This window comes from Streptomyces sp. URMC 126 (genome assembly GCF_051386555.1).
In the GTDB taxonomy this organism is placed as follows: Bacteria; Actinomycetota; Actinomycetes; order Streptomycetales; family Streptomycetaceae; genus Streptomyces.
Genome location: NZ_JBPQTX010000082.1, coordinates 1 through 24,708, shown reverse-complemented (window position 1 = coordinate 24,708; position 24,708 = coordinate 1). Strand labels below are relative to the sequence as shown.

The 24,708-nt window shown below is 72.2% G+C and carries 27 protein-coding genes and 2 pseudogenes; 17 read left to right on the top strand and 12 right to left on the bottom strand.

Features of this window, described 5'->3' with window-relative positions; translation table 11 throughout:
* Positions 1 to 35: 35 nt before the first annotated feature.
* The 4 genes from ACSNOK_RS13005 (at position 36) to ACSNOK_RS12990 (ending at position 3,763) form a co-directional block, all read left to right on the top strand.
* Complete coding sequence (locus tag ACSNOK_RS13005; protein ID WP_436780797.1) at positions 36 to 1,028, top strand: asparaginase; 993 nt, start codon at positions 36 to 38, stop codon at positions 1,026 to 1,028.
* 221 nt (positions 1,029 to 1,249) lie between these two features.
* On the top strand, positions 1,250 to 2,491 hold the full coding sequence (locus ACSNOK_RS13000) for a GNAT family N-acetyltransferase (protein WP_436780794.1): 1,242 nt from the start codon (positions 1,250 to 1,252) through the stop codon (positions 2,489 to 2,491).
* A 246-nt stretch (positions 2,492 to 2,737) separates the two neighbouring features.
* Entirely contained in the window at positions 2,738 to 3,331 is a 594-nt protein-coding gene (locus ACSNOK_RS12995; RefSeq protein WP_436780793.1) for an NADPH-dependent FMN reductase, read from the top strand.
* A gap of 93 nt (positions 3,332 to 3,424) precedes the next feature.
* On the top strand, positions 3,425 to 3,763 hold the full coding sequence (locus ACSNOK_RS12990) for a winged helix-turn-helix transcriptional regulator (protein ID WP_436780792.1): 339 nt from the start codon (positions 3,425 to 3,427) through the stop codon (positions 3,761 to 3,763).
* Between the two features lie 11 nt (positions 3,764 to 3,774).
* Here the strand turns inward: ACSNOK_RS12990 and ACSNOK_RS12985 are convergent, their stop codons facing one another.
* Entirely contained in the window at positions 3,775 to 4,230 is a 456-nt protein-coding gene (locus ACSNOK_RS12985; protein WP_436780791.1) for a GNAT family N-acetyltransferase, read from the bottom strand.
* A 140-nt stretch (positions 4,231 to 4,370) separates the two neighbouring features.
* Positions 4,371 to 5,251 (bottom strand): annotated as a pseudogene (locus ACSNOK_RS12980) (LysR family transcriptional regulator).
* Positions 5,252 to 5,362: 111 nt separating this feature from the next.
* On the opposite strand from ACSNOK_RS12980, the gene ACSNOK_RS12975 reads away from it, so the two are divergent.
* On the top strand, positions 5,363 to 5,716 hold the full coding sequence (locus ACSNOK_RS12975) for a DoxX family protein (protein ID WP_436780790.1): 354 nt from the start codon (positions 5,363 to 5,365) through the stop codon (positions 5,714 to 5,716).
* A 116-nt stretch (positions 5,717 to 5,832) separates the two neighbouring features.
* On the opposite strand, the gene ACSNOK_RS12970 is transcribed toward ACSNOK_RS12975, so the two are convergent.
* On the bottom strand, positions 5,833 to 6,699 hold the full coding sequence (locus tag ACSNOK_RS12970) for a helix-turn-helix transcriptional regulator (RefSeq protein WP_436780789.1): 867 nt from the start codon (positions 6,697 to 6,699) through the stop codon (positions 5,833 to 5,835).
* A 141-nt stretch (positions 6,700 to 6,840) separates the two neighbouring features.
* Here ACSNOK_RS12970 and ACSNOK_RS12965 point away from each other — a divergent pair, with 141 nt between their 5' ends.
* Positions 6,841 to 7,896 carry an aldo/keto reductase gene (locus ACSNOK_RS12965; RefSeq protein ID WP_436780788.1) on the top strand — a complete coding sequence of 352 codons (1,056 nt, stop codon included), beginning with the start codon at positions 6,841 to 6,843 and terminating at the stop codon, positions 7,894 to 7,896.
* A 74-nt stretch (positions 7,897 to 7,970) separates the two neighbouring features.
* Entirely contained in the window at positions 7,971 to 8,279 is a 309-nt protein-coding gene (locus tag ACSNOK_RS12960) for a putative quinol monooxygenase (RefSeq protein WP_436780787.1), read from the top strand.
* A gap of 12 nt (positions 8,280 to 8,291) precedes the next feature.
* Here the strand turns inward: ACSNOK_RS12960 and ACSNOK_RS12955 are convergent, their stop codons facing one another.
* The 4 genes from ACSNOK_RS12955 to ACSNOK_RS12940 form a co-directional block, all read right to left on the bottom strand.
* Positions 8,292 to 8,615, bottom strand: coding sequence for a hypothetical protein (locus ACSNOK_RS12955; RefSeq protein ID WP_436780786.1), 324 nt, complete (start codon positions 8,613 to 8,615; stop codon positions 8,292 to 8,294).
* 46 nt (positions 8,616 to 8,661) lie between these two features.
* Positions 8,662 to 8,991: a hypothetical protein gene (locus ACSNOK_RS12950; RefSeq protein WP_436780785.1), complete on the bottom strand. Its 330-nt coding sequence runs from the start codon at positions 8,989 to 8,991 to the stop codon at positions 8,662 to 8,664.
* Positions 8,992 to 9,074: 83 nt separating this feature from the next.
* Positions 9,075 to 9,425 carry a hypothetical protein gene (locus ACSNOK_RS12945; protein ID WP_436780784.1) on the bottom strand — a complete coding sequence of 117 codons (351 nt, stop codon included), beginning with the start codon at positions 9,423 to 9,425 and terminating at the stop codon, positions 9,075 to 9,077.
* 162 nt (positions 9,426 to 9,587) lie between these two features.
* Positions 9,588 to 10,424, bottom strand: coding sequence for a helix-turn-helix transcriptional regulator (locus tag ACSNOK_RS12940; protein WP_436780783.1), 837 nt, complete (start codon positions 10,422 to 10,424; stop codon positions 9,588 to 9,590).
* Positions 10,425 to 10,550: 126 nt separating this feature from the next.
* Here ACSNOK_RS12940 and ACSNOK_RS12935 point away from each other — a divergent pair, with 126 nt between their 5' ends.
* From ACSNOK_RS12935 to ACSNOK_RS12920, 4 genes are all read left to right on the top strand, one after another.
* A complete protein-coding gene (locus ACSNOK_RS12935; RefSeq protein WP_436780782.1) occupies positions 10,551 to 11,615 on the top strand; it encodes an aldo/keto reductase in 1,065 nt (354 codons plus the stop codon).
* A 411-nt stretch (positions 11,616 to 12,026) separates the two neighbouring features.
* The gene (locus tag ACSNOK_RS12930) at positions 12,027 to 12,404 is read left to right on the top strand and encodes a helix-turn-helix domain-containing protein (RefSeq protein WP_436780781.1); all 378 of its coding nucleotides are present in this window, start codon (positions 12,027 to 12,029) and stop codon (positions 12,402 to 12,404) included.
* 44 nt (positions 12,405 to 12,448) lie between these two features.
* Positions 12,449 to 13,072, top strand: coding sequence for a hypothetical protein (locus ACSNOK_RS12925; RefSeq protein WP_436780780.1), 624 nt, complete (start codon positions 12,449 to 12,451; stop codon positions 13,070 to 13,072).
* A gap of 210 nt (positions 13,073 to 13,282) precedes the next feature.
* The gene (locus ACSNOK_RS12920; RefSeq protein ID WP_436780779.1) at positions 13,283 to 13,621 is read left to right on the top strand and encodes a DUF2516 family protein; all 339 of its coding nucleotides are present in this window, start codon (positions 13,283 to 13,285) and stop codon (positions 13,619 to 13,621) included.
* Positions 13,622 to 13,667: 46 nt separating this feature from the next.
* Here ACSNOK_RS12920 and ACSNOK_RS12915 read toward each other — a convergent pair whose 3' ends face one another.
* A complete protein-coding gene (locus ACSNOK_RS12915; protein ID WP_436780778.1) occupies positions 13,668 to 14,906 on the bottom strand; it encodes a PP2C family protein-serine/threonine phosphatase in 1,239 nt (412 codons plus the stop codon).
* Positions 14,907 to 15,458: 552 nt separating this feature from the next.
* Positions 15,459 to 16,469 (bottom strand): NlpC/P60 family protein, encoded by a 1,011-nt coding sequence (locus tag ACSNOK_RS12910; RefSeq protein ID WP_436780796.1) that lies wholly within the window; start codon positions 16,467 to 16,469, stop codon positions 15,459 to 15,461.
* 518 nt (positions 16,470 to 16,987) lie between these two features.
* Here ACSNOK_RS12910 and pstS point away from each other — a divergent pair.
* The 4 genes from pstS to pstB all read left to right on the top strand — a co-directional run bounded on the left by pstS (position 16,988) and on the right by pstB (position 21,204).
* Complete coding sequence (pstS, locus tag ACSNOK_RS12905; RefSeq protein ID WP_436780777.1) at positions 16,988 to 18,118, top strand: phosphate ABC transporter substrate-binding protein PstS; 1,131 nt, start codon at positions 16,988 to 16,990, stop codon at positions 18,116 to 18,118.
* Positions 18,119 to 18,236: 118 nt separating this feature from the next.
* Complete coding sequence (gene pstC / locus ACSNOK_RS12900) at positions 18,237 to 19,313, top strand: phosphate ABC transporter permease subunit PstC (protein WP_436780795.1); 1,077 nt, start codon at positions 18,237 to 18,239, stop codon at positions 19,311 to 19,313.
* On the top strand, positions 19,310 to 20,392 hold the full coding sequence (pstA, locus tag ACSNOK_RS12895; protein ID WP_436780776.1) for a phosphate ABC transporter permease PstA: 1,083 nt from the start codon (positions 19,310 to 19,312) through the stop codon (positions 20,390 to 20,392). The genes pstC and pstA overlap by 4 nt, the downstream gene beginning before the upstream one ends.
* A 32-nt stretch (positions 20,393 to 20,424) precedes the next feature.
* Complete coding sequence (pstB, locus tag ACSNOK_RS12890; protein WP_436780775.1) at positions 20,425 to 21,204, top strand: phosphate ABC transporter ATP-binding protein PstB; 780 nt, start codon at positions 20,425 to 20,427, stop codon at positions 21,202 to 21,204.
* A gap of 261 nt (positions 21,205 to 21,465) precedes the next feature.
* On the opposite strand, the gene ACSNOK_RS12885 is transcribed toward pstB, so the two are convergent.
* Both ACSNOK_RS12885 and ACSNOK_RS12880 read right to left on the bottom strand, forming a co-directional pair.
* Positions 21,466 to 22,464, bottom strand: coding sequence for an anion permease (locus tag ACSNOK_RS12885; protein WP_436780774.1), 999 nt, complete (start codon positions 22,462 to 22,464; stop codon positions 21,466 to 21,468).
* A gap of 6 nt (positions 22,465 to 22,470) precedes the next feature.
* A complete protein-coding gene (locus ACSNOK_RS12880; RefSeq protein WP_436780773.1) occupies positions 22,471 to 23,091 on the bottom strand; it encodes a DUF47 domain-containing protein in 621 nt (206 codons plus the stop codon).
* 286 nt (positions 23,092 to 23,377) lie between these two features.
* Between ACSNOK_RS12880 and ACSNOK_RS12875 the strand changes: the two genes are divergently transcribed.
* Complete coding sequence (locus tag ACSNOK_RS12875) at positions 23,378 to 23,830, top strand: metal-sensitive transcriptional regulator (RefSeq protein ID WP_436780772.1); 453 nt, start codon at positions 23,378 to 23,380, stop codon at positions 23,828 to 23,830.
* A gap of 209 nt (positions 23,831 to 24,039) precedes the next feature.
* Here the strand turns inward: ACSNOK_RS12875 and ACSNOK_RS12870 are convergent, their stop codons facing one another.
* Positions 24,040 to 24,231 (bottom strand): hypothetical protein, encoded by a 192-nt coding sequence (locus ACSNOK_RS12870; protein ID WP_436780771.1) that lies wholly within the window; start codon positions 24,229 to 24,231, stop codon positions 24,040 to 24,042.
* Between the two features lie 259 nt (positions 24,232 to 24,490).
* On the opposite strand from ACSNOK_RS12870, the pseudogene ACSNOK_RS12865 reads away from it, so the two are divergent.
* Positions 24,491 to 24,708: pseudogene (locus tag ACSNOK_RS12865) on the top strand (hypothetical protein); the annotation flags it as partial.

Here is a 24,708-nt window from a genome sequence, read left to right as displayed (position 1 = left end):
CGGGGGGCGGCCCCCCCCCCGGGAAGGCCCGCCCCATGAGCACCACCCACCCTTCCCAGCCCGTGATACCCCGCGGGGACGACGCCACGGCCCGCCCGGTCCTCGCCGAGGTGGTCCGGTCCGGTTTCGTCGAGGGCCGGCACCGCGGCTCGCTGGTGCTGCTGGGGGCGGACGGCAGTGTGGAGCTGGCGCTCGGCGACCCCTCGGCGCCCGTCTTCCCGCGGTCCGCCAACAAGCCCATGCAGGCCGCGGCCGTCCTCCGGGCCGGTCTCGACCTCTCCGGGGAGCGGCTCGCCCTCGCGGCGGCCAGCCATTCGGGCGAGGCGTTCCACCTGGATCTGGTCCGCACCATGCTGGACGAGTTCGGGCTCGCCGAGGGCGATCTCCAGACCCCGCCGGACCTGCCGCTGGACCCCGCCGAGGCGGAGGCCTACCTGGCCGCGGGCCGGGTCCGGGACCGGGTCACCATGAACTGCTCCGGCAAGCACGCCGCCATGATCGCCGCGTCCGCCGCCAACGGCTGGCCGGTCGACTCGTACCTGGACCCCGCCCACCCGCTCCAGCGGCTCGCCCTGCGCGCCGTCGAGGAGGCGAGCGGCGAGCGCGTCGCGCACGTCGGTACGGACGGCTGCGGGGCGCCCCTGATGGCCGTCTCCCTCACGGGCCTCGCCCGCGCCTTCCGCCACTTCGTGCTCGCCGAGCCCGGGACGCCGGAGCGGCGGGTGGCGGACGCGATGCGCGCCCACCCGGAGTACGTGGCCGGCACCCGCCGTCCCGACACCTGGCTGATGCGCGAGGTGCCGGGCGCGCTGTCGAAGATGGGCGCGGAGGCGGTGCAGGCGGTGGCGCTGCCGGACGGCCGGGCCCTGGCCTTCAAGATCGACGACGGTTCGCTGAGGAGCCTCGGCCCGGTGCTGGCCCGCGCGCTGGGGCTGCTGGGCGTCGAGTCGCCCGTCCTCGCCCGGATCGCCGACACCCCGCTGCTGGGCGGCGGCGAGCGCGTCGGGGAGATCCGGGCGGCGTTCTGATCGCCGGCGCCTGGGACGGATGACCGGCCGGACGCCGTGCCGGCCATCCGCGGCCACCCGGTGCGGCCGTCCAAGGCCGTGCGGCCGTCCGAAGCCGCGGCCGTCCGAAAGCCGAGGCGACCATCCGGAAGCCGGTGTCCGCACGTCCGCCCCGGCAGGCCGGCGTCGCGCCCCCGAAATTGGGGGGCGTCCACCCAAAGGGTCCGCCTACCGTACGGCGTATGGCACTTGACATACGGACGATCGACGACAGCGACCTGACTGCCTGGATCACCGCCATGCGCACCGGCTTCCTCATCTCCCCGACGCCCGCCAAGGACGAGGTGGAGGTGCGCGGGGCGGGCATGGACCTCGCCCGTTCCCAGGGCGCCTTCGACGGCGGGCGCTGCGTCGGCACGTTCCGCAGCCATCCGCAGTGGCTGACGGTGCCCGGCGGCGCCCAGCCCGCCGTGAACGCGATCACCAACGTCACCGTCTCCCCCACACACCGCAGGCGCGGGGTGCTCAGCCGGATGATGGCGCGCGACCTGGCCGCCGCCGAGGAGCGCGGGGACGCGGCGGCGACGCTGATCGCCGCCGAGTACCCGATCTACGGCCGGTTCGGCTTCGGCGCGGCCACCTTCTGCAGCACGTGGGAGGTGCACGTCGCCCGCGCCGGGCTCGACCGGCGGTACGCGGGCCCCGAGTGCGGCGGGCGGGTGGACTTCGCGGACGGCGCCACGGTCCGCGAGCTCGGCCCCGCCCTGCACGAACGGCTGCGCGCCACCCGGCACGGCGCCGTCGATCGCACCGAGCGCTGGTGGCGGTTCGCCACCGGGGACCTTCCCCACCCCACGGGCTGGAAGGAACCGTTCCATGTGCTGTACCGGTCGCCGGAGGGACGGGTCGACGGCCTGCTGACGTACGGGGTCGAAGAGCAGTGGACCGCCAAGCAGCCCGAGAACAAGGCGACCGTCCGCGACCTCGTCGCCGTCTCCCCCGCGGCCGAGCGCGCCCTGTGGCACTTCCTGCTCTCCGTCGACTGGCTCACCGTCGTCGACTCCGGCTACCGCGCCCCCGACGACGTCATGCCGCTGCTCCTGCCGGACCCGCGCGCCGCGCGGGCCACCACGGCCCAGACCGACTTCCTGTGGCTCCGCCCGCTCGACGTGCCGGCGCTGCTGGAGGCACGGACGTACGCCGCCGAGGGCTCCCTCGTCCTGGAGGTCACCGACCCGGACGGGTACGCCGCCGGGCGCTATCTGCTGGACGCCGGGCCGGACGGCGGCAGTTGCTCGTCCACGACGCGGGACGCCGATCTCACCCTCGGCGCGGGCGCGTTGGGGTCCCTGTACCTCGGCGACGAGTCGGCCGCACGGCTGGTGGCGGCCGGGCTCGCCGCCGAGGAGCGGCCGGGGGCCGCGGCGCGGGCGGACCTGCTGCTGCGGACGGCGCGCCGGCCGTGGTGCCCTGACATGTTCTGACGCGGCGCGGGGACGGGGCGCGGGGACGGGGCGCGGGACGGGGTACGCACGCCGGGTGCGTACGCGTGCGGGCGTACGGGCCGTGGCGGGCCGCCCGCCGATCGCGACGAAGACCGCTTGACCTCCACCAAGGTTGAGGTATCAAGCTCTTTCCCATCGCCCCCGCCGCACGACCGCGCCGGGCGCGCCCCCATTCGCCGTCCACGCCGGGCTCCCACCCGCCGTCCGTCATCCGGAGGACCAGCCGTGTCCCACGCCCCTTACCGCCTCACCGTCATCGTCGCCTCCACCCGGCAGGGCCGCTTCGGCCCGACCGTCGCCGGCTGGCTCGGCACCCACCTCGCCGAGCGCGACGACATCGAGGTCGACGTCCTCGACCTCGCCGAACACCCGCTCCCGGCCCGGCTCGGCCCGAACCCCGAGCCGGAGGAGGCGGAGCTGCTCGCCGCGGTGTCGCCGCGGCTGGAACGGGCGGACGCGTTCGTCATCGTCACGCCCGAGTACAACCACAGCTACCCGGCCTCCCTGAAGGCGCTGATCGACTGGCACACGACCCCGTGGCGGGCCAAGCCGGTGGCGTTCGTCTCCTACGGCGGGCTGTCCGGCGGCCTGCGGGCGGTCGAGCACCTGCGGCCGGTCCTGGCGGAACTGCACGCCGTCACCATCCGCGAGACCGTCAGCTTCCACAGCCCGTGGGGCGCGTTCGACGCCTCCGGCCGTCACCTCGACGAGGAGGCGGGGCACCGGGCGGCCGGGGCGGCCAAGGTGCTGCTCGACCAGCTCACCTGGTGGGCCGTCTCCCTCCGCGAGGCCCGGGCGGCCCGCCCGTACACCGTCTGACCGCCGCTGCCGGCCGGGCGGGCCCGTACGGCGCGGTGGGACCATGGGACGGTGACGAAGCTGACGCCGTACCACTGTCCGTTAGACGCCGCCATGCACGTGATCGAAGGCAAGTGGAAGGTGCTCGTCCTCTGGGAACTCCGGGACGGGCCCCGCCGGTTCGGAGCGCTGCGGCGGTCGCTGCCGGGCGTGAGCGAGAAGGTGCTCACGCAGCAGCTCCGCGAGCTGGAAACGGACGGCATCGTCCACCGGCGGGTACACGAGACCGTTCCGCCCAAGGTCGAGTACTCGCTCACCGAGGACGGGCGCGACCTGAACGCCGCCCTCGCTCCGCTGGGGGCCTGGGGCGCCCGCCGCGTCCTGCCGCCGGACGCGCAGGCCAGTGCGGCGGCGGACACAGTGACGGACAAGGCGACGGACAAGGCGGCCTGACCGGCCGGGCCTCAGCCGGCCGGATCCGGGAGCGGGGCGTCCTCGAAGCTCATCATCATGAGCCGGCCCGGGTCGCGCACGGGCCCGAACCCCACCTGCGCGTACAGCCCGTGGGCGTCCTTGGTGCTGAGCATCAGGCGCTTGAGCCGATACGGGGCGAGGTGGTCGCGGACCGCCGTCGCGAGCCAGGCGCCGAGGCCGCGGCCCCGGTGGTCCGGGGCGACGTACACGTCACAGAGCCAGCCGAACGTCGCCAGGTCGGTGACCACCCGCGCGTAACCGGCCTGCCGGCCCTCGGGGTCGTACACCCCGAAGTTGAGGGAGGCCGCGACGGACTTCTCGACGGTCTCGCGGCTGCGGCCGATGGCCCAGAACGCGTCGGTGGACAGCCAGTGATGGACGAGACCGACGTCAAGGCGGTCGGGATCGGTGGAGAGTTCGTACCCGTCCTGTCTGCGCATGGTCATGCGGCGGCATGCTAGCGGCCGGCGGCAGGACGGGCGGACGATCACCGCGCAGCTTGTCATGTCCGCTGCCCGGGCGCGCGGCCCGCCTGCCGGCAGGACTCCCGGAGCAACGACGAACGGGAAGGACAACGGGCGGCTCTCTACCTCCCGACCTCCAAGCAGCACCGGACAAACGCCCGCACCACCTCATCCGCGTCGTCGGCAGGCCGCCACGCCCCCCCGCTCGGGCTCACCCCGTCGACAGGGCGGCAGACCACCCCCGGCCGCGCGTAGAACCGAGCCGCCGACTCCGGAGCGAGAGCGACCCCGTAGCCGTTGGCGATCGCGCTGAGCCACTCGTCCGGCTGGTCCGTGACCGCGCCCACCCGGACCGGGCGGCCGTCGCGTTCGTCCAGGGCCAGCCAGTGGTCGCGCCACCGGCCGGTCTCGGGCGGCGCGGCGACGAACGGCTCGTCCCACAGCTCCCGGAAGGCGATCCGTTCCCGCGCGGCGAGCGGATGACCGGCGGCGAGGGCCACCCAGCGCGGCTCGGTGAACAGCGTCTCCACGCGCACCGCCGCCTGCCCGGGGAAGGGCAGCCGCAGGAGTGCCACGTCCACCTCACCGTCGGCCAGCCCGGCGGTCGGGTCCGACCAGGCGGCCTGCCGCATCTCCGCCCGCCAACCTGGCCGGTGCCGCGCGAACTCCGCGACGATGTGCTGGGTCGCCTCGTTGGCGGCGCCGGCCGGAAAGCCGGCCCGCAGTACGCGGGCGGCCCGGCCGCCCGGCGGGTGTCCCGCCGCGCCGCGTCCCAACCGGCCGGCAGGTCGGGCGCCCGCTCGGCCAGGACGCGGCCGGGCCCGGTGAGCGTCATACCCGTACGGGACCGGACGAACAACGTCGCACCGAGCCGGCTCTCCGACTGTCTGATCTGCTTGGTGAGCGCCGGCTGGGAGACGAACAGCCGCTCGGCGGCACGCGAGACACCCCCTTCCTCCGCCACGGCGACGAAGGAGCGGAGCAGACGTGTGTCGACATCCATTCCGTCAGGTTATGGATGCGGGTATTGGACGCCGACCGGGCTCCGGGGGAGGCTTACGGGGTCGACGCCGGCCCTCGTACCTCCTCCTCCTCCGAACGGAACCGGAACCGCATGTTCACCGCATACGTCGTCGTCACCGTCCTCACCATCGCCGCCAACGCCGCCATCGCGGCGGGCGACTACGCCGAGCTCGACTTCGTGGTCGCCAACTCGGCGGAGGTGAACGTCCCCCGGTCGTGGATCCCGATGCTCGCCACGCTGAAAGCGGCCGGCGCCGTCGGCCTCCTGCTCGGGCTCCTCGGTGTCGAGGCCCTCGGCGTCGCCGCCGCCGTCGGACTCGTCCTCTTCTACGCGGGCGCCCTGATCGCCCACTTCCGCGCCCGCGTCTTCCACAACATCGCTTTTCCAGGCGCCTACTTCGCGCTCGCCGCCGGGACGCTCGCGCTGACGGTGGCGACAACGTGAGAAGCCGCCCGGCCCGCCGGGGCGAGCTCGCTACGCCGTTCGCCGGCCCCGATACGTGAGACGCCGCGGGCTCACTCCCGCCCCTCGCCCCCCGGGCCCACGCCCGTCGCGCGAGGTCACCGACCCGTCGGCGCGTCCTCCCGGTCCCACACCGCCAGCAGCCGCAGCGCCGTCTCGGACGCCGAACCCGGCTCCACCGTGTGGGCGATCAGTGCCTGATCCGGGTCGTCGGGCAGCCGCAACGTCTCGAAACCCAGGTCGAGTTCACCGACCGCCGGGTGCCGGTAGAGGTACCGCCCGTGCGTCTTGTCCTTGAGCCGGTGCTCGGCCCAGGCCTCGGCGAACTCGGGACTGGTGGAGGAGAGTTCGGCGATCAGCTCCGCCGTCTCCGGATCGTCCGGATGCCGTCCGGCGTCGAGCCGGAGGTAGGCGGCGACGTCGCTCGCCTTCCCGCGCCAGTCGGCGTACAGGCCGCGCACTCCCTCGTCCAGGAACACCAGCCGGGCCAGGTTCCGCTGCCGGGGCGGCAGGGCGCCGAAGTCCGTGATCAGGGCGGCCGCGAGCCGGTTCCACGCCAGGACGTCGGTGTTCCGCCCGACGATGTACGCCGGCACGTCCGCCGCCGAGTCCAGCAGCCGGCGCAGCCCCGGCCGCACCCGCTGGGCCGGTGCCGGGCCCTCCGGCCGTGCGGAGTCCGGCCAGGGCCGCGCCAGCCGGTACAGGTGCTCGCGCTCCACCGCGTCCAGACGCAAGGCGCGGGCGACCGCGTCCAGGACCGCCTCCGAGAAGTGCAGGGTGCGCCCCTGCTCCAGACGGACGTAGTGGTCCACGCTCACCCCGGCCAGCCGGGCCAGTTCCTCCCTCCGCAGCCCGGGAACCCGCCGTCGGCCCCCGTACTCCTGTAGTCCCAGCTCCGCGGGCCGCAACCGGGCCCGGCGGGAGCGCAGGAACTCGCCCAACTCCGCCCGTCTGTCCAGTGCCATGCGGCGAGTATCGCCGCTCCCGCCGCCCGCTGTCCCCGTCCGAGCCTGGTCACGCCGTGCCCAGGCACGGGCCGCCACTGGGTGGGCCGCGCCCGGGCGACCAGAGTGTGGGCATCGCAAGCCACACCAAGGAGAACTGACATGAGCGGCACCCCCCTCCCCACCCGTCCGCTGGGCACCACCGACATGAACATCACCCGCCTGGGCCTCGGCTCCTGGGCCGTGGCCGGCTCCGGCTGGTTCTTCGGCTGGGGTGACACCGACGACGCCGAGTCGGTCGCCGCGATCCGGCACGCCGTCACCTCGGGCGTCAACTGGATCGACACGGCCGCCGTCTATGGGCTGGGCCACGCCGAGGAGCTGGTGGGCAAGGCCGTCGCCGGCCTGTCCGCGGCCGACCGCCCGTACCTCTTCACCAAGGTCGGCCTCGTCTGGGACCCGGACCGCCCGGAAGCCGCGCCCCGCCGGATCATGCGGCCCGAGAGCGTCCGCAGGGAACTCGAGGACTCGCTGCGCCGGCTCGGCGTCGAGCACATCGACCTCTACCAGGTGCACTGGCCGGACACCGGCGAGTCGCTGGAGTACGTGGGCGACGGCAGCGGCGCCGTCTCGCCGAACGCCACCCCGCTGGAGGAGTACTGGCAGGTCATGGCCGACCTGAAGGCCGAGGGCAAGGTCCGGGCGATCGGCCTGTCCAACCACGCTCCCGAGCAGCTGGCGGCCGCCGAGCGGATCGCCCACGTCGACGTCGTCCAGCCGCCCTTCTCCGCGATCAACCGCTCCGCCGCGGACGAGATCGCCTGGGCACACGCCCACGGAACGGGCGTGATCACCTACTCCCCGCTCCAGTCCGGGCTGCTCACCGGCACCTTCTCCGCCGAACGCGTCGCGAACCTCCCCGCGGGCGACTGGCGGACCGCCCACCGCGACTTCACCACCGGCCTGGACGCCAACCTCCGGCTGGCCGACGCCCTGCGACCCGTCGCCGAACGGCACGGCGCCACCGTCGCGGAGACCGCCCTCGCCTGGGTGCTGGCCTGGCCCGGCATCACGGGGGCCATCGTCGGCGCCCGCACGCCCGGACAGGTCGACGGCTGGATCGGCGGGGCGTCGGTGAACCTGACGCCGGACGACCTGGAGGAGATCGCCACCGCCATCACCACCACCGGCGCGGGCACCGGCCCCGCACGCCCCTGACCACCACCGCCGTCACCGCTCCTACTACCGTCACCACTACCACCCGCCACGTCACGCCAGAAGGAGACCCCGCCATGCCCCTCTTCGTCGTCGCCGAATGCCTCGCCTCCCCCGGCCGGGAGGACCGCCTCCGCACCGCCCTGGAAGCGATGATCGAGCCGTCCCTGGAAGAACCCGGTTGCCTCGCCTACCGCCCCTACGTCGACCCCAACGACCCCGCCCGCATGGTGATCGTCGAGCAGTGGACGGACGAGCAGGCGCTCGCCGAGCACTTCGCCACCCCGCACTTCCGCCACGTCGCGGAGGTCCTGGAGGAGATCCTGGCCGAGCCGCTGACCGTCCACCGCTTGGTCCCCGCCCCGGCACCGGAAGGGTCCCGGTGACCCACGGCCTCCTCAGACAGCCGCGATGATCTCGCGGCGCAGCTCACCGTTCCCGTCGTACAGCTCAAGACGGAAACCCAGCCCCGACCGGGAGAGCAGCGCCGCGAGAGCATCGAGCCCGTCGGGGTCGGTGACGCCACTCAGCAGGATCTCGGTCTCACCGACCGCGTCGAGCTCGGCCTCGCACCAGGTGGTCCCGACTTCGTACGCGCACCAGGACGACGGCCGCGACGTCCAACCGGCCCGGACGAAGCTCTCGACCACGTCGGAAAGCCCGCGCCCCCGCAGAACGCCCCAGAGGTTGTCGCCGGCGTCCTGCCACTCGGGAGGGATCACGGGCGGGGCGTCCCGGCGCGGGGCTCCCCGTACGCACCCGGCACGCTCACGGTTCGACCGCCTCCACGCCCTCGCAGCCGTGGCCGGCCCACTCGGGCAGGAGGCCGGCCGGACCCGCCAACGGCGTCGTCTTCGGCCAGGGCGCACGCTCTTCGCGACCTGTCCACGTCAGATGAACCACGGCCCAGGGGAACGGCCCGTTCGCGACCTCGAACAGGACGTCGTCACATCCTTCGCACACCGCCACGGCGACGACCTCCGCCCCGTGCAGCGGGTGCCCAGGGGAAAGCTCGCGACGCAGTTCCCGCTCGAATGCGCGCATTCCGCCCTCGGGGACCCACCATGGGGCCGGCAGCAGCGACGGAACGTCCGGCATGGACCGCATCCCCCCTCCCGTCCTGGTGCCCTACCCTGCCAAACCACCACCCCGCGCACGCCGCCTGGGCGGGTACACGCCGGTCAGCCCGAGAACGGTGTGCCCCTGACCGCTTCGCGCTCGGCCGCGAACGCGTCGAGGAGCTCGAACAGGACCCTGATCGCGTGCCGCTCGTCCTCGGGCGACAGGTTCCAGAGGTCGTCCCATCCGCCCGGGAAGGCGATGTGAAGCACCTGGCCGGGCCAAGCATGCTGACAGTCGCGCCCGCGACGGGCGACGAGCCACTCGCGCCAGCCGGTCAGCCCGCCCCCACCGTACCGAAGAGCATGCTGGTCGTAGCCGGTCAGGAACGCGGCCAGCATGGGGAACGAGGCCCTGCCGACGAACATGCCGGGACGCCGGCCGACGCAGGCGAAGTACTCACGTTCGGTCATCTCAGAGAGCGGTTTCATACGTTCGCGTCCTCGGGGGCACTGGTGCTGTCGTCCAGGGAGGGGCGGAGCCGGCGGCGGGCCGCTCCCAACACGCTTGCCGGCACCAAGTGGTCACGCTTCTCGCAACCGACCATGAGTTGTCGGTCTCCTTGTCGGCACCAGTCACCGCGCGCACAGACGGTCCAGGGACACGCGGCTCTCCTCGTCCGCCGCGCGGTAGACCAGCAGGCGCAGTTCCGGGTCCTGGAGCGGCAGCAGGACTTCGAAGTCGACGGTGATCGCACCGGCGACCGGATGCCGCAGCGACTTCCGGCCGCGTCCGTTGACGCCGACCTCCCGCGCCGACCACAAGCGGGCGAAGTCCTCGTCCTGCGCGGCGAACTCGGCGATGAGGCCGGACAGTGCCCGGTCCTCCGGGTGCGCGGCCCATGCCGCGCGCAGGTGGGCGATGCCGTCCCGCAGCACCTGCTCCCGGTCGGTGTAGAAGCCGCGCATCGGCGGGTGCAGCAGGCAGAGCCACATGGCATTGCGCCGCTCCGGCGGCACGGCGTCGAAGCCCGGTAGCAGGCGGGCCATTTCGGGGTTCCACGCCAGCAGGTCGTAGCGGTGGTCCATCAGTACGGCGGGCAGCGGCGAGAGGTCGTCGACCAGGCGGGCCAGCGACGGCGCCGCGCCGGCGGGCGGCCCACCGGTGGTGCCGGGGCGGCGGTGTCCGGCCAGGTCGAAGAGGTAGTCACGTTCGCCCGGTTCCAGGCACAGGGCCCGGGCCAGCGCCACCAGCACCTCCACCGAGGGCCGCAGTCCACGGCCCTGCTCCAGCCGGACCACGTAGTCGGTGCTGACCCCGGCCAGTTCGGCGACCTCCTCTCGGCGCAGTCCGGGCGTCCGCCGGGCCCGCCGGCGCGCGGGCAGGCCCAGCCGGTCCGGGTCCAGCCGTTCGCGCCTGCTGCGCAGGAAGGCGGCCAGTTCCCCGGTGGTGTCCACGGTTCGCGTCGTCATGACCGGTCCAACCGCCAGGGTGGGACCGGCCTTCCCAGGAAGTTCCCTCCCTTATCCGGGGCCGGCCGCCGCCGCAGACTCGGTCCGGCAACGGAACGCGAGCACACGCGAGCACAGGAGGACCTGATGGCACTGGCCTTGGACGACTACCGGCTGCTGGGCCGCTCGGGACTGCGGGTTTCACCGCTGGCCCTGGGCACCGCGACCTTCGGCACCGAATGGGGGTGGGGCGCCGAACGGGCCGAGGCCCGCAAGCTGTTCGACCGCTACGTCGGGCTCGGCGGCAACCTCCTCGACACCGCCGACACCTACACCGAGGGCAGCTCCGAGCGCCTGCTGGGCGAGTTCGCCCACGAGGAGCGCGAACGCCTGGTGCTGGCGACCAAGTACTCGACCCTGCGCCGCCCCGGCGACCCGAACTCCGGGGGCGGGCACCGCAAGGCGCTGTTCGGCTCGGTGGAGGGCAGCCTGCGGCGGTTGCGCACCGACTACCTCGACCTGCTGTACCTGCATGTATGGGACTTCCGGACGCCGGTGGAGGAGGTGCTGCGCGGCCTGGACGACCTGGTCCGGCAGGGCAAGGTGCTCTACGTGGCGATCTCCAACACCCCGGCCTGGCAGGTGTCCCGGATGCAGGCGATCGCCGACCTGCGTGGCTGGTCGCCGCTGGTCGCGCTGCAGGTCGAGTACAGCCTGATCGAACGCACCGCGGAGCGCGACCTGATCCCGATGGCCCGGGAGCTGGGCCTGGGCGTGGTCCCGTACTCGCCGCTCGGCGGCGGGGTGCTCAGCGGCAAGTACGACCGGAAGGACCTGGGCGCGACGGGCGCCGGCCCCGACGGGAGCACCCGTCGGAGTCACAACCTCGCCCTGGGTACCCTCACCGAGCGAAGCCTCGGCGTGGCCGGGGTGGTCCGTGAGGTGGCCGGCGAGCTGGGGCACACCCCGGCCCAGGTGGCGCTGGCCTGGACGCTGCGGAAGCCGGGCGTGACCAGCACGCTGCTCGGCGCCCGCACCGCCGCCCAGTTGGAGGACAACCTGGGCGCCCTGGCCGTCGAGCTGACGGACGCCCAACTGGCCCGGCTCGACGCGGCGGGCGCGATCGACCTCGGCCAGCCGCACGAGCTGCTGGCGAGTGAGCCCATCCGCCGGGTGACCACCGGCGACCTGCGGATCGAGACCCGCCGCTGACGGCCGACCGTCAGCGGCGGGAGCCGCGGTCCGGAGCCGCGGCCGGTTCATCGTCCGGGCGGGCCACGTCCGGATCGCTACCGCCGTCGGTCTCCGCCGAACAGGTCCATCGGCCCCTCCGGCCCTCGCGTACCAGCCGCGAACGACCGTGACAGGAACGATGAGAACGCGGCCTACGGCGTGAGACCGCATGAGAATCCGCCATCTGCCGTGCGACAGGACAACAGATCGGCAGATGACCAAGGTCGACCGAGACAGACGGCCGGATGGTTCGGACAGACCGAGACCGACTCGCCTTCAGCGAGACACGTCAGAGGGCCGCGGGCCGTTTTGTCGGCGAACGCGCTCCCGTAGGCAACTCCTGCAAGCAGACGCTTGCAAAAGTTAGCGCCATGCGGCAGCATCGGCCGCATGGGATCGCTCAACGTCGGCAACCTCGGCGAGTATCTGCGCGAGCAGCGGCGCAACGCGCAGCTGACGCTGCGTCAGCTCGCCGACGCGGCGGGAGTGTCCAACCCCTACCTCAGTCAGATCGAGCGCGGCCTGCGGAAGCCGAGCGCGGAGATCCTGCAGCAGCTGGCGAAGGCGCTGCGGATCTCGGCGGAGACGCTGTACGTGCAGGCCGGGATCCTCGACGAGCGGGCCCGGGAGGAGGCGGAGGTGCGCAGCGTGATCCTCGCCGATCCCTCGATCACCGAGCGGCAGAAGCAGGTCCTGCTGGACATCTACGACTCGTTCCGCAGGGAGAACGGGCCGACGAAGGACGACGACAGCAAGCCCTCCGGCTGACCCCTTCCGGGGCCGGCCGTAACGCGAGACGGGAGACCCATCGCATGGCCATCACCACCCAGGACATCCGCAAGGCGGCCACCGACACGGCCTACGCGGCGGCCGGTGCCGCCGATCTCGCCGCCGAGAAGCTCGGGCAGGTGGTCGCCGAGGCTCCCGGTCGGCTGGAGCAGCTGCGGCAGACCGACCCGAAGGAGCTCGGCGGCCGGGTGAGCAAGCAGGCCAAGGAGGCCCAGGCGCAGGTCACGGCCAAGGTCGGCGAGATCGTCGGGGCCCTCGACGGCGACCTGAAGAAGCTCGGGCAGACCGCGCAGGACCTGGCGCTCCAGGGCGTCGGGCAGGCGGTCGGGCTGGCCGCCCGGGGCGGCGAGACCTTCGAGAAGCTGGCCGAGCGCGGCCGGGAGGCCGTGCGCACCTGGCGCGGCGAGCAGGCTGCCGAGGTCGCCGAGATCCCGGTGGCCACCGAGCCGTCCGCGAAGCCGGAGAAGGACGAGAAGGCCGCGAAGGACGAGAAGGCGGTGAAGGACGAGAAGGCGGACGACGCCGACGGCAAGGCCGAGAAGGCCGCCGACGGCGACAAGCCCGCCGCCCGGAAGAGCGGCGGCACGCGGAAGACCGCCGCCAAGAAGTCCGACGACACCGGCGCCGGCGCCAAGACGGACGCCTGACCGACGACGGCGGGGACCGACGGACCGCGACGGACCGGCACGCCTCGTAACGGTCCGTCCCGGTCCGTACGTACGGACTCCGCCGACACGGCCGCCGCGGGGCGGCGGGAGATCCGGGCACCTCCCCCGCCTTCCGGCCGTTCCCCGAGTACGGTGGGCAGCACGGACGGGACCGTACACGTCGCACGGACGGACAAGAGGTGGGCGGCAATGCTGGTGCAGGGCTTCAACACGATCTGGGCCTTCGTGTCCGTGGGCCTGCTGGCCTTCGCTCTGGCCGCCTTCGTCAACGCGGCGGTCCACCGCGAGGACGCCTACCGGGCCGCCGACAAGCAGAACAAGGGCTTCTGGCTGATCATCCTCGGCCTCGCCGTCGCCGTGAACCTGTTCCTCGGCGTGTGGGGCTTCCTGCCGATCCTGGGGCTGGTGGCCACGATCGTCTACTTCGTCGACGTACGCCCGGCCCTGAAGCAGGTGTCGGGGCGCGGCCCGCGCCGCCGGGGCTCCAGCTCCGACGGTCCGTACGGGCCGTACAACGGCGGTCGCTGAGGCGCCGCCGAGCCGCCGCCCACCGCCCCGGCGGGGCCGGAAGGTGTCAGCGGTCGAGCAGCAGCACCGCCAGATCGTCCGTCAGTTCCTCGCCGTTCAGGGCCCGGACCTCGGTGACGGCCGCGTCCAGCAGCTCCTCGCCCGACAGCCCCTCCTTCATCTGACGGGCGATCATTTCCATCATCCCCTCCTGCCCGAGCCGCCGCGCGCCCTCGCCGACCCGGCCCTCTATCAGGCCGTCCGTGTACATCAGGAGGCTCCAGGCGTCGCCGAGTCCCACCTCCAGCCGCGGCCAGCGCGCCTCCGGCAGCAGACCGAGGGCCGGCCCGCCGTCGTCCTGCGGCAGCAGGCAGGGCGGCTCGCCGGGGCGGGCCAGGAGCGGGGCGGGGTGGCCGGCCAGGAAGAGGCCGGCGGAACGGCCGTCGGGTGCGATGTCCAGCGTGCAGAGCGTCGCGAAGATCTCCTCGTCGGCGCGCTCGTGCTCCAGGACCTCCTGGAGGGTGCCGAGCAGCTCGGCGCCGTGCATTCCGGCGAGGGTCAACGCCCGCCAGGCTATGCGGAGTTCGACACCGAGCGCCGCCTCGTCCGGGCCGTGCCCGCAGACGTCGCCGATCATCGCGTGGACCGTGCCGTCGGGCGTCCGGACGGTGTCGTAGAAGTCGCCGCCGAGCAGGGCGCGGCTCCGGCCCGGCCGGTAGCGGGCGGCGAACCGCAGGTCGGAGCCGGCCAGCAGGGGGTTGGGCAGCAGGCCGCGCTCCAGCCGGGCGTTCTCCTGGGCGCACAGCCGCGACTCGGTGAGCTGGTGCTGGGCCAGGTCGGCGCGCTTGCGCTCGACGGCGTAGCGGATGGCGCGGCTGAGCACGCGGCCGTCCAGCTCGTCGCGGAAGAGGTAGTCCTGCGCGCCGACCCGGACCGCCTCGGCGGCCCGCTCGGCGTCGTTCTCCGAGGTCAGCGCGAGGACGGCGTGCCGTGGGGCGAGCCGCAGCACCCGGCGCAGGGTCTCCAGCTCGTCGCCGGGCGCGCCGGGGTCGCCGCCTCCGCACTCCGCCGCGGGCAGGGCGAGGTCGAGGAGGACGCACTGGACGTCGTGGGTGAGCAGCCGCTCCGCCTCGGTGAGGTTCCGCGCGGTGCGGATGCGGACCGGCTTGCCGGCCACCACGGTCGTGTCGGCCAGCTCGGGCATGGAGAGCGACCCCGTCGGGTCGTCCTCGATGACCAGCAGGGTCAGCCCGCCGTCGGACGATCCGGCGGCGGACGCCACCGGGCCGGGTGCGGATACGGGCATCACGTCGGTTTCCTTCCTCCCCCGGCGATCGCCGGGAGGCGCCCCACCCCCGAGGGCGGCGTCGCGTACGACGGCGGCGCCCGAACGCGACAGTAGCGGCAGGCCGCGGGCGAACGGAATGGTACGGAGCCACACGCCTCCGTCATATGCCGTCGCCAACGCCGCTTTTGGGGCGGGCCGGGAGGAAAACGTCATGAGAAACGTCACGTCGCACACGTACGTGCGAGAACGGGCCGCGCGCCCTTCCGTAAACCGTACGAGACCCGCTCTGGAGCGCGAACGCGGGCGCCCGTGACGTGCGTTACGTGGCCTGCCTCACGTGTTGCCGCTCCTGTGGCCCGAGTTACGTGACCGGGCTTACGTGATCGCGCTTACGTGACCGCCGTTACATGAGCGACGTCCCTGACGAGACGGCGGTCACTTCTCAGGCCCCCGCCACGTCCCGACAGCCGGGGTGCACAGGTACCGAGGTACGGAGGGAGCGCGCACCCCGCTCCGGCTCGTACGCCCGCACACCCCCGCGCGCCTCGATGCCCCGCACGCGAGCGCGCCTCACGCCCCCGGCCGGACCACCCCGAGGATCGGCATCGAGCCCGCCCCCGCCATCGTCACCTGCCGGCCGGGCCGCGGCGCGTGCACCATCATCCCGTCGCCCACGTACATCGCGACGTGGCTCGCGTCCGAGAAGTAGATGATGAGGTCGCCCGGTCGCATGTCCTTGACGTCGACCTTCGGCAGCTGCCGCCACTGCTCCTGCGACGTGCGCGGTATCCCGCGTCCCGCCGTCGCCCAGGCGCGTGAGGTGAGGCCGGAGCAGTCGTAGGTGTCCGGGCCCACGGCACCCCAGACGTAGTCCTTGCCGATCTGCGCGGTGGCGAACTCGACCGCGCGGCGCCCGGCCTCGGTGGCCGTACCGGCGTCGTGCAGGGAGACACCCTTGAGGGCGTCGGAGGCGAGCCACGCCCGCTGCGCCTGCCGGGCCTTCTCCTCCTCGATCTGCCGCAGCCGCGCGCGCTCCTTCTCCTCCAGGCGCGATTCCAGCTTCTTCGCGGCGTCGAGGCGGGCCTCGATCTCCTTCTTGGCCTCGTCCTTCTTCTTCCGCTCGGCCTTGAGCCGCTTCCACCGCTCGTCGGCGGCCTTGACGTACTTCTCCAGCTCCGCCTTGGCCGACTCCGTCTCGGCCAGCAGCCGGCGGGTGGCGTCCTGCCCCCGGCGGGTGGTGTCGATCGCCTCCAGGAACTCCTCGGGCGAACGGGCCATGAACAGCCGCGTGGACGGTGCCAGGCCGCCGGTGCGGTACTGGGTACGGGCCAGCTCGCCGACGCGGTCCTTCAGCTCGCGCACCCGCTCGTCGGCGGCGGACACCCGCTTGGTGAGGTCGCCGACGTTCTTCTCCTGCAGCCGGGTCTGCTCGTCCGCCGCGTTGTACGCGTCCGTGGCCGACTCGGCCTTCCGGTAGAGGCTCTCCACCTCCTGGTGGACTTCCTCCAGGCTCTTCCGGGGCGGCGTCGGGTCGGCCCAGGCGGCCTGCGGGAGCGCGGCTCCGGCGGCACAGGCGACCATGGTCGCGATCACGATCCGACGGAGTGCGGGCGTCCGGAAGCCGGGTCTGCTCGCCCGGGAGAGGGTCCGGGAGACCGGCCGGGCATCCACCGCGGCGCTCCCCGCGAGTTCCCCGCTCACGTCCTTGTCCACGCCACCAACGGCTCCGCCGTTCCGCCCCACCGGAATACCTCCGCGACTCGAACGCCACGTCCTCACATGCCGCAACGCGCGGAACGGATCGTGTCACGGGGGCGGGCGAACGGACAGAGATCTGCGTCACAGTTGTCCGGAATCCCGCGCTGGCTCGATTCGATCGCTTCCACCGCCCTGACGGCCGAGGTTCACCCCTCGTTCACCTCCCTCCTTCGACGGCTTCACCTGATCTGCTTAATTTCGGCCGTAGAACAGGGGCTGCGCGGCCACCACCCGTGCGTGGCCGCTCCACGCGTACGACCGGAAACCGCAGAATCCCGACACCGCACCACCCACTCCTCGCACGCCGCCCCAGCGGCGGCTCCCGGAAGGAACACCCGAAAGTGAAGCTTCAGCGCAAGAACCGGCTCCGGGCCGTCGCCTTCGGCGCCATCGCCGTCTCCGGCGCACTGGTCCTCACGGCGTGCGGCTCGGACGACAACGGCGACGGCGGTCAGGGGGGCAACGGCAGCTCCAAGACGGCGTCCAACGTCAAGTGCGAGGGCAAGGGCCAGCTGCTGGCCTCCGGCTCGTCCGCGCAGAAGAACGCGATGGACCTGTGGGTCAAGAACTTCATGACCGCCTGCAAGGACATCCAGATCAACTACAAGGCCACCGGATCCGGCGCCGGCATCCAGGAGTTCCTGCAGGGCAAGACCGCCTTCGCGGGCTCCGACTCGCCGCTGAAGCCGGAGGAGGTCGCCAAGTCCAAGGACGTCGTCAAGGGTGGCCAGGGCATCAACCTGCCCATGGTGGGCGGGCCGATCGCCATCGGCTACAACCTGCCGGGCGTGGACAACCTCGTCCTCGACGCCGAGACGCTCGCCAAGATTTTCGACGGCAAGATCGAGAAGTGGAACGACGAGGCGATCGCCAAGCTGAACAAGGACGCCAAGCTCCCGGACACCAAGATCCAGGCGTTCCACCGCTCGGACGAGTCCGGCACCACCGACAACTTCACCAAGTACCTCAAGGCCGCCGCGGGCAACTCCTGGCCGTACGCGCCCGCGAAGGCCTGGGCCCCCAAGGGCGGCCAGGCGGCGGACGGTTCGGCCGGCGTCTCCTCGCAGGTCAAGCAGGTGCAGGGGGCCATCTCGTACTTCGAGCTCTCCTACGCCACGGCCAGCAGCATCAAGACGGTGAAGATCAACACCGGCGCCTCCGCCCCGGTCGAGGCCACCCCGGACAACGCCTCCAAGGCCATCGCCGAAGCCAAGATCACCGGCACCGGCAAGGACCTGGCCCTCAAGCTCAACTACACCACCAAGGCCGAGGGCGCCTACCCGCTCACCCTCGTGACCTACGAGATCGTCGGCGACAAGGGCAACAAGGCCGAGACGCTGCCGGCCACCAAGTCCTTCCTGACCTACATCGCCAGTGAGGACGGGCAGTCCGTGCTCAAGCAGCTCGGCTACGCCCCGCTGCCCGCCGAGATCGCCAAGAAGGTCCGCGAGAACGTCGCGAGCCTCTCCTGAACCCCCGTGCGACCGCCCCCTCGGGCGTTCGCACGATCCGGTGCACCGCCGCGCCACGGGCCGGACGCGACAGCGCGCCCGGCCCCGCAGACCGGAGACTTCGGTGAATGACATGGACATAGCCAACTCGGCACCGGCCGACCGGCCACCCGGCCAGGCCGCCACCCCCACCCCCTCGGCGGCGGCACGGCCCGCCCCCGCACAGACGACACAGACGACGCAGACGACGCAGACGACACACGCGACGCACACGACACTACGGCCGGTGAAGGCGACGAAGAGCACCGTCCGCCCCGGCGACCGGATCTTCCTCGGACTCTCCCGGGGCTCCGGCATCCTCCTCCTGGTGATCATGGCCGCCATCGCGGTCTTCCTCACCGTCCGCGCGGCCCACGCGCTCTCCGTCGACGAGGGCAACTTCCTCACCACGTTCGACTGGAAGGCCAACGCCGACCCGCCCGTCTTCGGCATCGCGGTCCTGGCCTTCGGCACGGTGGTCAGCTCGCTGATCGCGATGCTCCTCGCCGTCCCCGTGGCCGTCGGCATCGCGCTGTTCATCTCGCACTACGCGCCGCGCAAACTGGCCGCGCCGCTGTCGTACGTCATCGACCTGCTGGCCGCCGTACCGTCGATCGTCTACGGCCTGTGGGGCGCCCTGTTCCTCGTCCCGCACCTCGGCGGCCTCTACGGCTGGCTCGACGAGTACTTCGGCTGGACCGGCGTCCTCGCCTACCACGACGGCGCCGCGCGCTCGCTGTTCACCATCGGCATCCTCCTGGCGATCATGATCCTGCCGATCGTCACCAGCGTCAGCCGCGAAGTCTTCCGCCAGGCGCCGAAGATGCACGAGGAAGCCGCGCTGGCGCTCGGCGCCACGCGCTGGGAGGTCATCAGGACCGCGGTGCTGCCCTTCGGCCGCTCCGGCGTCATCAGCGCCTCGATGCTCGGCCTCGGCCGCGCCCTCGGCGAGACGATGGCCGTCGCGACCGTCCTCTCCCCCAGCTTCCTGATCTCCACGAGCCTCCTCGACCCGGGCGGCGGCACCTTCGCCCAGAACATCGCGAGCAGCTTCAAGGAGTCCGGCGAGACCGGCAAGGACGCGCTCATCGCCTCCGGCCTCGTCCTGTTCGTCCTGACCCTGCTGGTCAACGGCGCGGCCCGGATGATCATCGCCCGCCGCAAGGAGTTCTCGTGAGCGACGTGACCACGACCCGTCCCACGACGGCCGACGACACGCCCCTGCCGTCCGCCGCCCTGCACCAGCCCCGCCTGCCGCGCTGGGCCCCGGCCGCCCTGGCCGCCCTCGCCCTCGCCGCCGGCTGCGGAATCGGCCTGGGCGCCGGGCTGGACAGCACGGTGCAGTGGGGCCTGATCGCCGCGGTGCTCTACATCGTCCTCACCTACGGGCTCACCGCCCGGGTCGAGGGCCGCCGGCAGGCCACGGACCGGCTCGCCACCAGCCTGGTGTGGATGTGCTTCCTGGTCGCCGTCGTCCCGCTGGTCTCCCTCATCTGGGAGACCGTCGCCCGCGGCTCCAAGGTCCTCGACGGCGGGTTCCTCTCGCACTCCATGGCCGGCGTGCTCACCATCCAGCCCGGCGGCGGCGTCTACCACGCGATCATCGGCACCCTGGAGCAGGTCGGCATCGCCACCGCCATCGCGGCGCCGGTGGGCCTGCTGACGGCCATCTACCTGGTGGAGTACGGCCGGGGCCGGCTCGCGCGGACCGTGACGTTCTTCGTGGACGTGATGACCGGCATCCCCTCGATCGTCGCCGGCCTGTTCATCCTCAGCTTCTGGATCATCATGCTGGACTTCGGCTACTCCGGCTTCGCCGGCTCGATGGCCCTGGCGATCCTGATGATGCCCGTGGTGGTCCGCTCCACCGAGGAGATGCTCAAACTCGTCCCGAACGAGCTCCGCGAGGCCTCCCTCGCCCTGGGCGTGCCCAAGTGGCGGACGATCCTCAAGGTCGTCCTCCCCACGGCCATCGGCGGCATCGCCACCGGCGTCATGCTCGCCGTCGCCCGCGTCGCCGGCGAGTCCGCGCCCATCGTGCTGCTGGTCTTCGGCTCCCAGGTGATCAACAACGACCCGTTCGACGGGGCGCAGTCCTCCCTGCCGTACTACATCTACGAGCAGTGGGCGGCCGGCAACGACGCCAGCTACGACCGCGCCTGGGCGGCGGCCCTCGTCCTGATCGCCTTCGTCATGATCCTCAACCTGGTGGCCCGGGGCATCGCCCGCTGGAAGGCCCCCAAGGCCGGCCGCTGACGCGGTTCGATTTCCCGAAAGTAGTGATCCCCATGGCCAAGCGCATCGACGTCAGCGGCCTCTCCGCCTTCTACGGCGCCCACAAGGCCATCGACGACATCTCGATGACCGTCGAACCCCGCTCCGTGACCGCCTTCATCGGCCCCTCCGGCTGCGGCAAGTCCACCTTCCTGCGCACTCTGAACCGGATGCACGAGGTCACCCCGGGCGGGCGCGTGGAGGGCAAGGTGATGCTCGACGACGAGAACCTCTACGGCTCCGGCGTGGACCCGGTCTCCGTCCGCAGGACGGTCGGCATGGTCTTCCAGCGGCCGAACCCCTTCCCGACCATGTCCATCTACGAGAACGTCGCCGCGGGCATCCGCCTCAACGGCGGCCGGATCCGCAGGTCCGAGCTGGACGCGGTGGTCGAGAAGTCCCTCAAGGGCGCCAACCTCTGGAAGGAGGTCAAGGACCGGCTCGACAAGCCGGGAGCGGGCCTCTCCGGCGGCCAGCAGCAACGGCTCTGCATCGCCCGCGCCATCGCCGTCGAACCGCAGGTCCTGCTCATGGACGAGCCCTGCTCCGCGCTCGACCCGATCTCGACGCTCGCCATCGAGGACCTCATCGGCGAGCTCAAGGAACGCTTCACGATCGTCATCGTCACCCACAACATGCAGCAGGCGGCGCGCGTCTCCGACCGCACGGCCTTCTTCAACCTGGCGGGGGTGGGCCAGCCCGGCAAGCTCGTCGAGATCGACGACACGGAGCGGATCTTCTCCAACCCGTCGGTGCAGGCCACCGAGGACTACATCTCGGGGCGCTTCGGCTGATCCGCCGCGCCGGACGGGCGGGAGCGGGCACGCCGTTCTCAGCCCGTCCGGCGCCTGAGGACGAGCGGCGAAGCCGCGAAAACGGGGGTCTGGGGGCGCGGCCCCCGGGAAACGGCGGAATGGGGGTCCCCCCTCTGGGGGAGGGACCGGGGCACCCACGACTCGCCCCGCGGCGCTGCATGGCGGTGCCGCCGCGGGAGCGAAAACGGGCCCGCCCCCTGGATGGCAGGGGGCGGGCCCGTCACAACGGAAAGCGCGGCGCTAGCCGAACGCGAGCTGGACCAGCCAGTAACTGACCGCCGCCACGGCGGCGGCCGCCGGCATGGTGATGAACCAGCCCATCACGATGTTCTTGGCGACACCCCAGCGCACCGCCCGGGTGCCCTTGGTGGACCCCACGCCCATGATCGCCGAAGTGATCACATGCGTGGTCGAGATCGGCGCGTGGAACATGAACGACGCGGTGTACATCACCGAGGCGGCCGTCGTCTCGGCCGCGAAGCCCTGCGGCGGGTCCAGCTCGATGATGCGACGGCCGAGCGTCCGCATGATCCGCCAGCCGCCCGCGTACGTACCGAGCGACAGCGTGATCGCGCAGGCGAGCTTGACCCACAGCGGAATCGCGGCGTCCTTGTCCTGCACGTCGCCGATGACCAGGGCCATCACCACGATGCCCATGGTCTTCTGGGCGTCCTGGAGGCCGTGGCCGAGCGCCATTCCGGCAGCCGAGACCGTCTGGGCGATCCGGAAGCCGCGCTTGGCCTTGTGCGGGTTGGCCCGCCGGAACAGCCACATGATCACGACCATCACCAGATAGCCGATGATCAGGCCGACGAACGGCGAGAGGAACATCGGGACGACGACCTTCTCGACGACGCCCGACCAGATGACGGTCGTGCCGCCCGCGAGCGCCGCGCCCACCATGCCGCCGAACAGGGCGTGCGAGGAGGACGAGGGCAGGCCGAAGTACCAAGTGATCAGGTTCCAGGCGACCGCGCCGATCAGCGCGGCGAAGAGGATGCCCATCCCCTTGTCGCCGACCGGCGTCTCGATCAGACCCTTGCTGACGGTCTTGGCCACCCCGCTGCCGAGGAAGGCACCGGCGAGGTTCATCACGGCCGCCATCGCCAGGGCCGCGCGGGGGGTCAGCGCCCGCGTGGACACCGAGGTGGCGATGGCGTTCGCGGAGTCGTGGAAGCCGTTGGTATAGGTGAATCCGAGCGCGACCGCGATGGTCACGACAAGTGCGAACGTATCCACCGGAGGTCAGGACTCCTTGACCGCGATGGTCTCGACGGTGTTCGCGACGTGCTCGAACGCGTCCGCCGCCTCTTCCAGTACGTCCACGATCTGCTTCAGCTTGAGCACCTCGATGGCGTCGTACTTGCCGTTGAAGAGGTGGGCGAGCAGCTTGCGGTGGATCTGGTCGGCCTGGTTCTCCAGACGGTTGACCTCGATCCAGTACTCGGTGAGGTTGGTCATCGTCCGCAGGTTCGGCATGGCCTCGGCGGTGAGCTCGGCGGCTCGCGCGAGGACCTCGATCTGCTGCTCGACGCCCTTCGGCAGGTCCTCGATCTGGTAGAGGACGACCAGGTCGACCGCCTCTTCCATGAAGTCCATGATGTCGTCGAGCGAGGACGCGAGGGAGTAGATGTCCTCACGGTCGAACGGCGTGATGAACGAGGAGTTCAGCTGGTGGAAGATCGCGTGGGTCGCGTCGTCCCCGGCGTGCTCCGCTGCCCTCATCCGCTCGGCGATCTCGGCCCGGGCGGACGGCTCCGCGCCGAGCAGTTCCATCAGGAGCTTGGAGCCCGTGACGATGTTGTCCGCGGACGCGGCGAACATGTCGTAGAAGCTCGTCTCCCTGGGGGTCAGACGAAAGCGCACGTGGGATCCTCGGGGTGCAGCGGATTCGGTCTCGTTGATGCTAGGCGCATCATCCGGCCACAGCTAACTGGCATTCCCTCAGTGTCGCCCATCGGGCAGAGTGCACACCAAGCCGGGACCACCTCTTCACGGCCGTGCGCCGGGGATTTCGCTACCATATACCCGGCGGGGGTATACCCATGGGGTATAAGCCGGGCACCATCACGGGACACGCCGCGTCCCGCCCCCGGACGGACGGCGGCGCGCCGGCCGACGGCGCGGTACGCGCGGGACAACGGAGGACGCCATGACCACTACGGGAACCACAGCGGCCGGCACGGGCGAGCCGGCCGCGGCGTCCTGCCACGGCGGGCCGGGCCCCGCGTCCGCGACGACCGGGGCCTCGGGGGCCCCTGGGCCCTCGGGAGCCTCCGGCCCCTCCGGCACCTCCGGAAGCGACAATGCTCACAGCCATGGGCCGCACGGCTACAGCCACCAGAAGGACCAGCACCTCAAGCGGCTGCGCAGGATCGAGGGCCAGATCAGGGGCCTCCAGCGCATGGTCGAGGAAGACGTCTACTGCATCGACATACTCACCCAGGTCTCCGCGGGCACCAAGGCGCTTCAGTCCTTCGCCCTCCAGCTGCTCCAGGAGCACCTGCGGCACTGCGTCGCCGACGCGGCGGTCAAGGGCGGCGACGAGATCGACGCCAAGGTCGCCGAGGCGACGGCGGCCATCGCACGGCTGCTGCGGTCCTGAGGCGAGGGCGGTCCTGAGCCGGGGTGGCCCTGAGGCAGACACGCCCTGGAGCCGGTACGACTCCGGCGTTCCGGGGGCGACTCCGGCGTTCCGGGGGCGACTCCGGCGTTCCGGGGGCGACTCCGGCGTTCCGGGGGACGGCTCCGGCCAGTGCCGGGAACGCGCCCGGCCGACCCTTCCCACTCGACCGTCCCCCTCAGCCGTTCCCCTCAGCCGTCCGCGTCGGCCCCCGCCGGCCGGCGGGGATGGGGCCGGACGACTCTCAGCACCTCGTCGATCCGGTCCGGACTCAGCCGCTCCTCGGCCGCGCCCGTGGCGGCGATCATCAGTTCGCCATAGAGGTCGATCTCGATGAGGGCCACGGGATCCGGGCCGGGGGACGAACCGCGCCGCGAAACCACGTGATTCACCTCCTCGGGCCTTGCGTATCGGTACGGGCGTACGGGCCTCCGGCCGGTCGCCCGGCCAGGCGTCTTACGAGGGTCCGGTTTCCAGATTAGTGATCGGTACACACGCCGCGCATGGCACAGAAGGACCATTTCCATGGCCAACCAGGCCCGGCTCCGCTATTTGCGGGGGGAGGCGACCGTCCCCGCATAAATATCGCCGGATGCCGGGAGACGGATGTCGGGCATGAATCCGAACGAGGTGAGTTCGACCGTGGAGACCACAGTCATCGGCGAGCCGTCGCCGGCGGACCGCCGGCCGGCCGGGGACGCACCACCGAGCGGGGACGGAGTGCCCGCGGAAGCCGGTGAGGCTCCGGTGGCCCCGGAGGTCGTACGGGACGAGGCGGGCCCAGGAGACGTACGGGGCGAACCGGCGCTGCCCTCAGCCCCCTCCGAGGCGCCCTCGATCCCCTCGCCCCCCTCACGCCC

Coding starts and splice junctions, on each gene's coding strand:
- ACSNOK_RS12925 (WP_436780780.1), top strand. CDS start 12,449: ATGGCCATCACCACCCAGGACATCCGCAAGGCGGCCACCGACACGGCC.
- ACSNOK_RS12935 (WP_436780782.1), top strand. CDS start 10,551: ATGGCACTGGCCTTGGACGACTACCGGCTGCTGGGCCGCTCGGGACTG.
- ACSNOK_RS12915 (WP_436780778.1), bottom strand. CDS start 14,906: ATGCCCGTATCCGCACCCGGCCCGGTGGCGTCCGCCGCCGGATCGTCC.
- ACSNOK_RS12945 (WP_436780784.1), bottom strand. CDS start 9,425: ATGACCGAACGTGAGTACTTCGCCTGCGTCGGCCGGCGTCCCGGCATG.
- ACSNOK_RS12910 (WP_436780796.1), bottom strand. CDS start 16,469: ATGGTCGCCTGTGCCGCCGGAGCCGCGCTCCCGCAGGCCGCCTGGGCC.
- ACSNOK_RS12920 (WP_436780779.1), top strand. CDS start 13,283: ATGCTGGTGCAGGGCTTCAACACGATCTGGGCCTTCGTGTCCGTGGGC.
- ACSNOK_RS12975 (WP_436780790.1), top strand. CDS start 5,363: ATGTTCACCGCATACGTCGTCGTCACCGTCCTCACCATCGCCGCCAAC.
- ACSNOK_RS13000 (WP_436780794.1), top strand. CDS start 1,250: ATGGCACTTGACATACGGACGATCGACGACAGCGACCTGACTGCCTGG.
- ACSNOK_RS12985 (WP_436780791.1), bottom strand. CDS start 4,230: ATGACCATGCGCAGACAGGACGGGTACGAACTCTCCACCGATCCCGAC.
- ACSNOK_RS12940 (WP_436780783.1), bottom strand. CDS start 10,424: ATGACGACGCGAACCGTGGACACCACCGGGGAACTGGCCGCCTTCCTG.
- ACSNOK_RS12970 (WP_436780789.1), bottom strand. CDS start 6,699: ATGGCACTGGACAGACGGGCGGAGTTGGGCGAGTTCCTGCGCTCCCGC.
- ACSNOK_RS12930 (WP_436780781.1), top strand. CDS start 12,027: ATGGGATCGCTCAACGTCGGCAACCTCGGCGAGTATCTGCGCGAGCAG.
- ACSNOK_RS12990 (WP_436780792.1), top strand. CDS start 3,425: ATGCACGTGATCGAAGGCAAGTGGAAGGTGCTCGTCCTCTGGGAACTC.
- pstB (WP_436780775.1), top strand. CDS start 20,425: ATGGCCAAGCGCATCGACGTCAGCGGCCTCTCCGCCTTCTACGGCGCC.
- ACSNOK_RS12960 (WP_436780787.1), top strand. CDS start 7,971: ATGCCCCTCTTCGTCGTCGCCGAATGCCTCGCCTCCCCCGGCCGGGAG.
- ACSNOK_RS12875 (WP_436780772.1), top strand. CDS start 23,378: ATGACCACTACGGGAACCACAGCGGCCGGCACGGGCGAGCCGGCCGCG.
- ACSNOK_RS12965 (WP_436780788.1), top strand. CDS start 6,841: ATGAGCGGCACCCCCCTCCCCACCCGTCCGCTGGGCACCACCGACATG.
- ACSNOK_RS13005 (WP_436780797.1), top strand. CDS start 36: ATGAGCACCACCCACCCTTCCCAGCCCGTGATACCCCGCGGGGACGAC.
- ACSNOK_RS12950 (WP_436780785.1), bottom strand. CDS start 8,991: ATGCCGGACGTTCCGTCGCTGCTGCCGGCCCCATGGTGGGTCCCCGAG.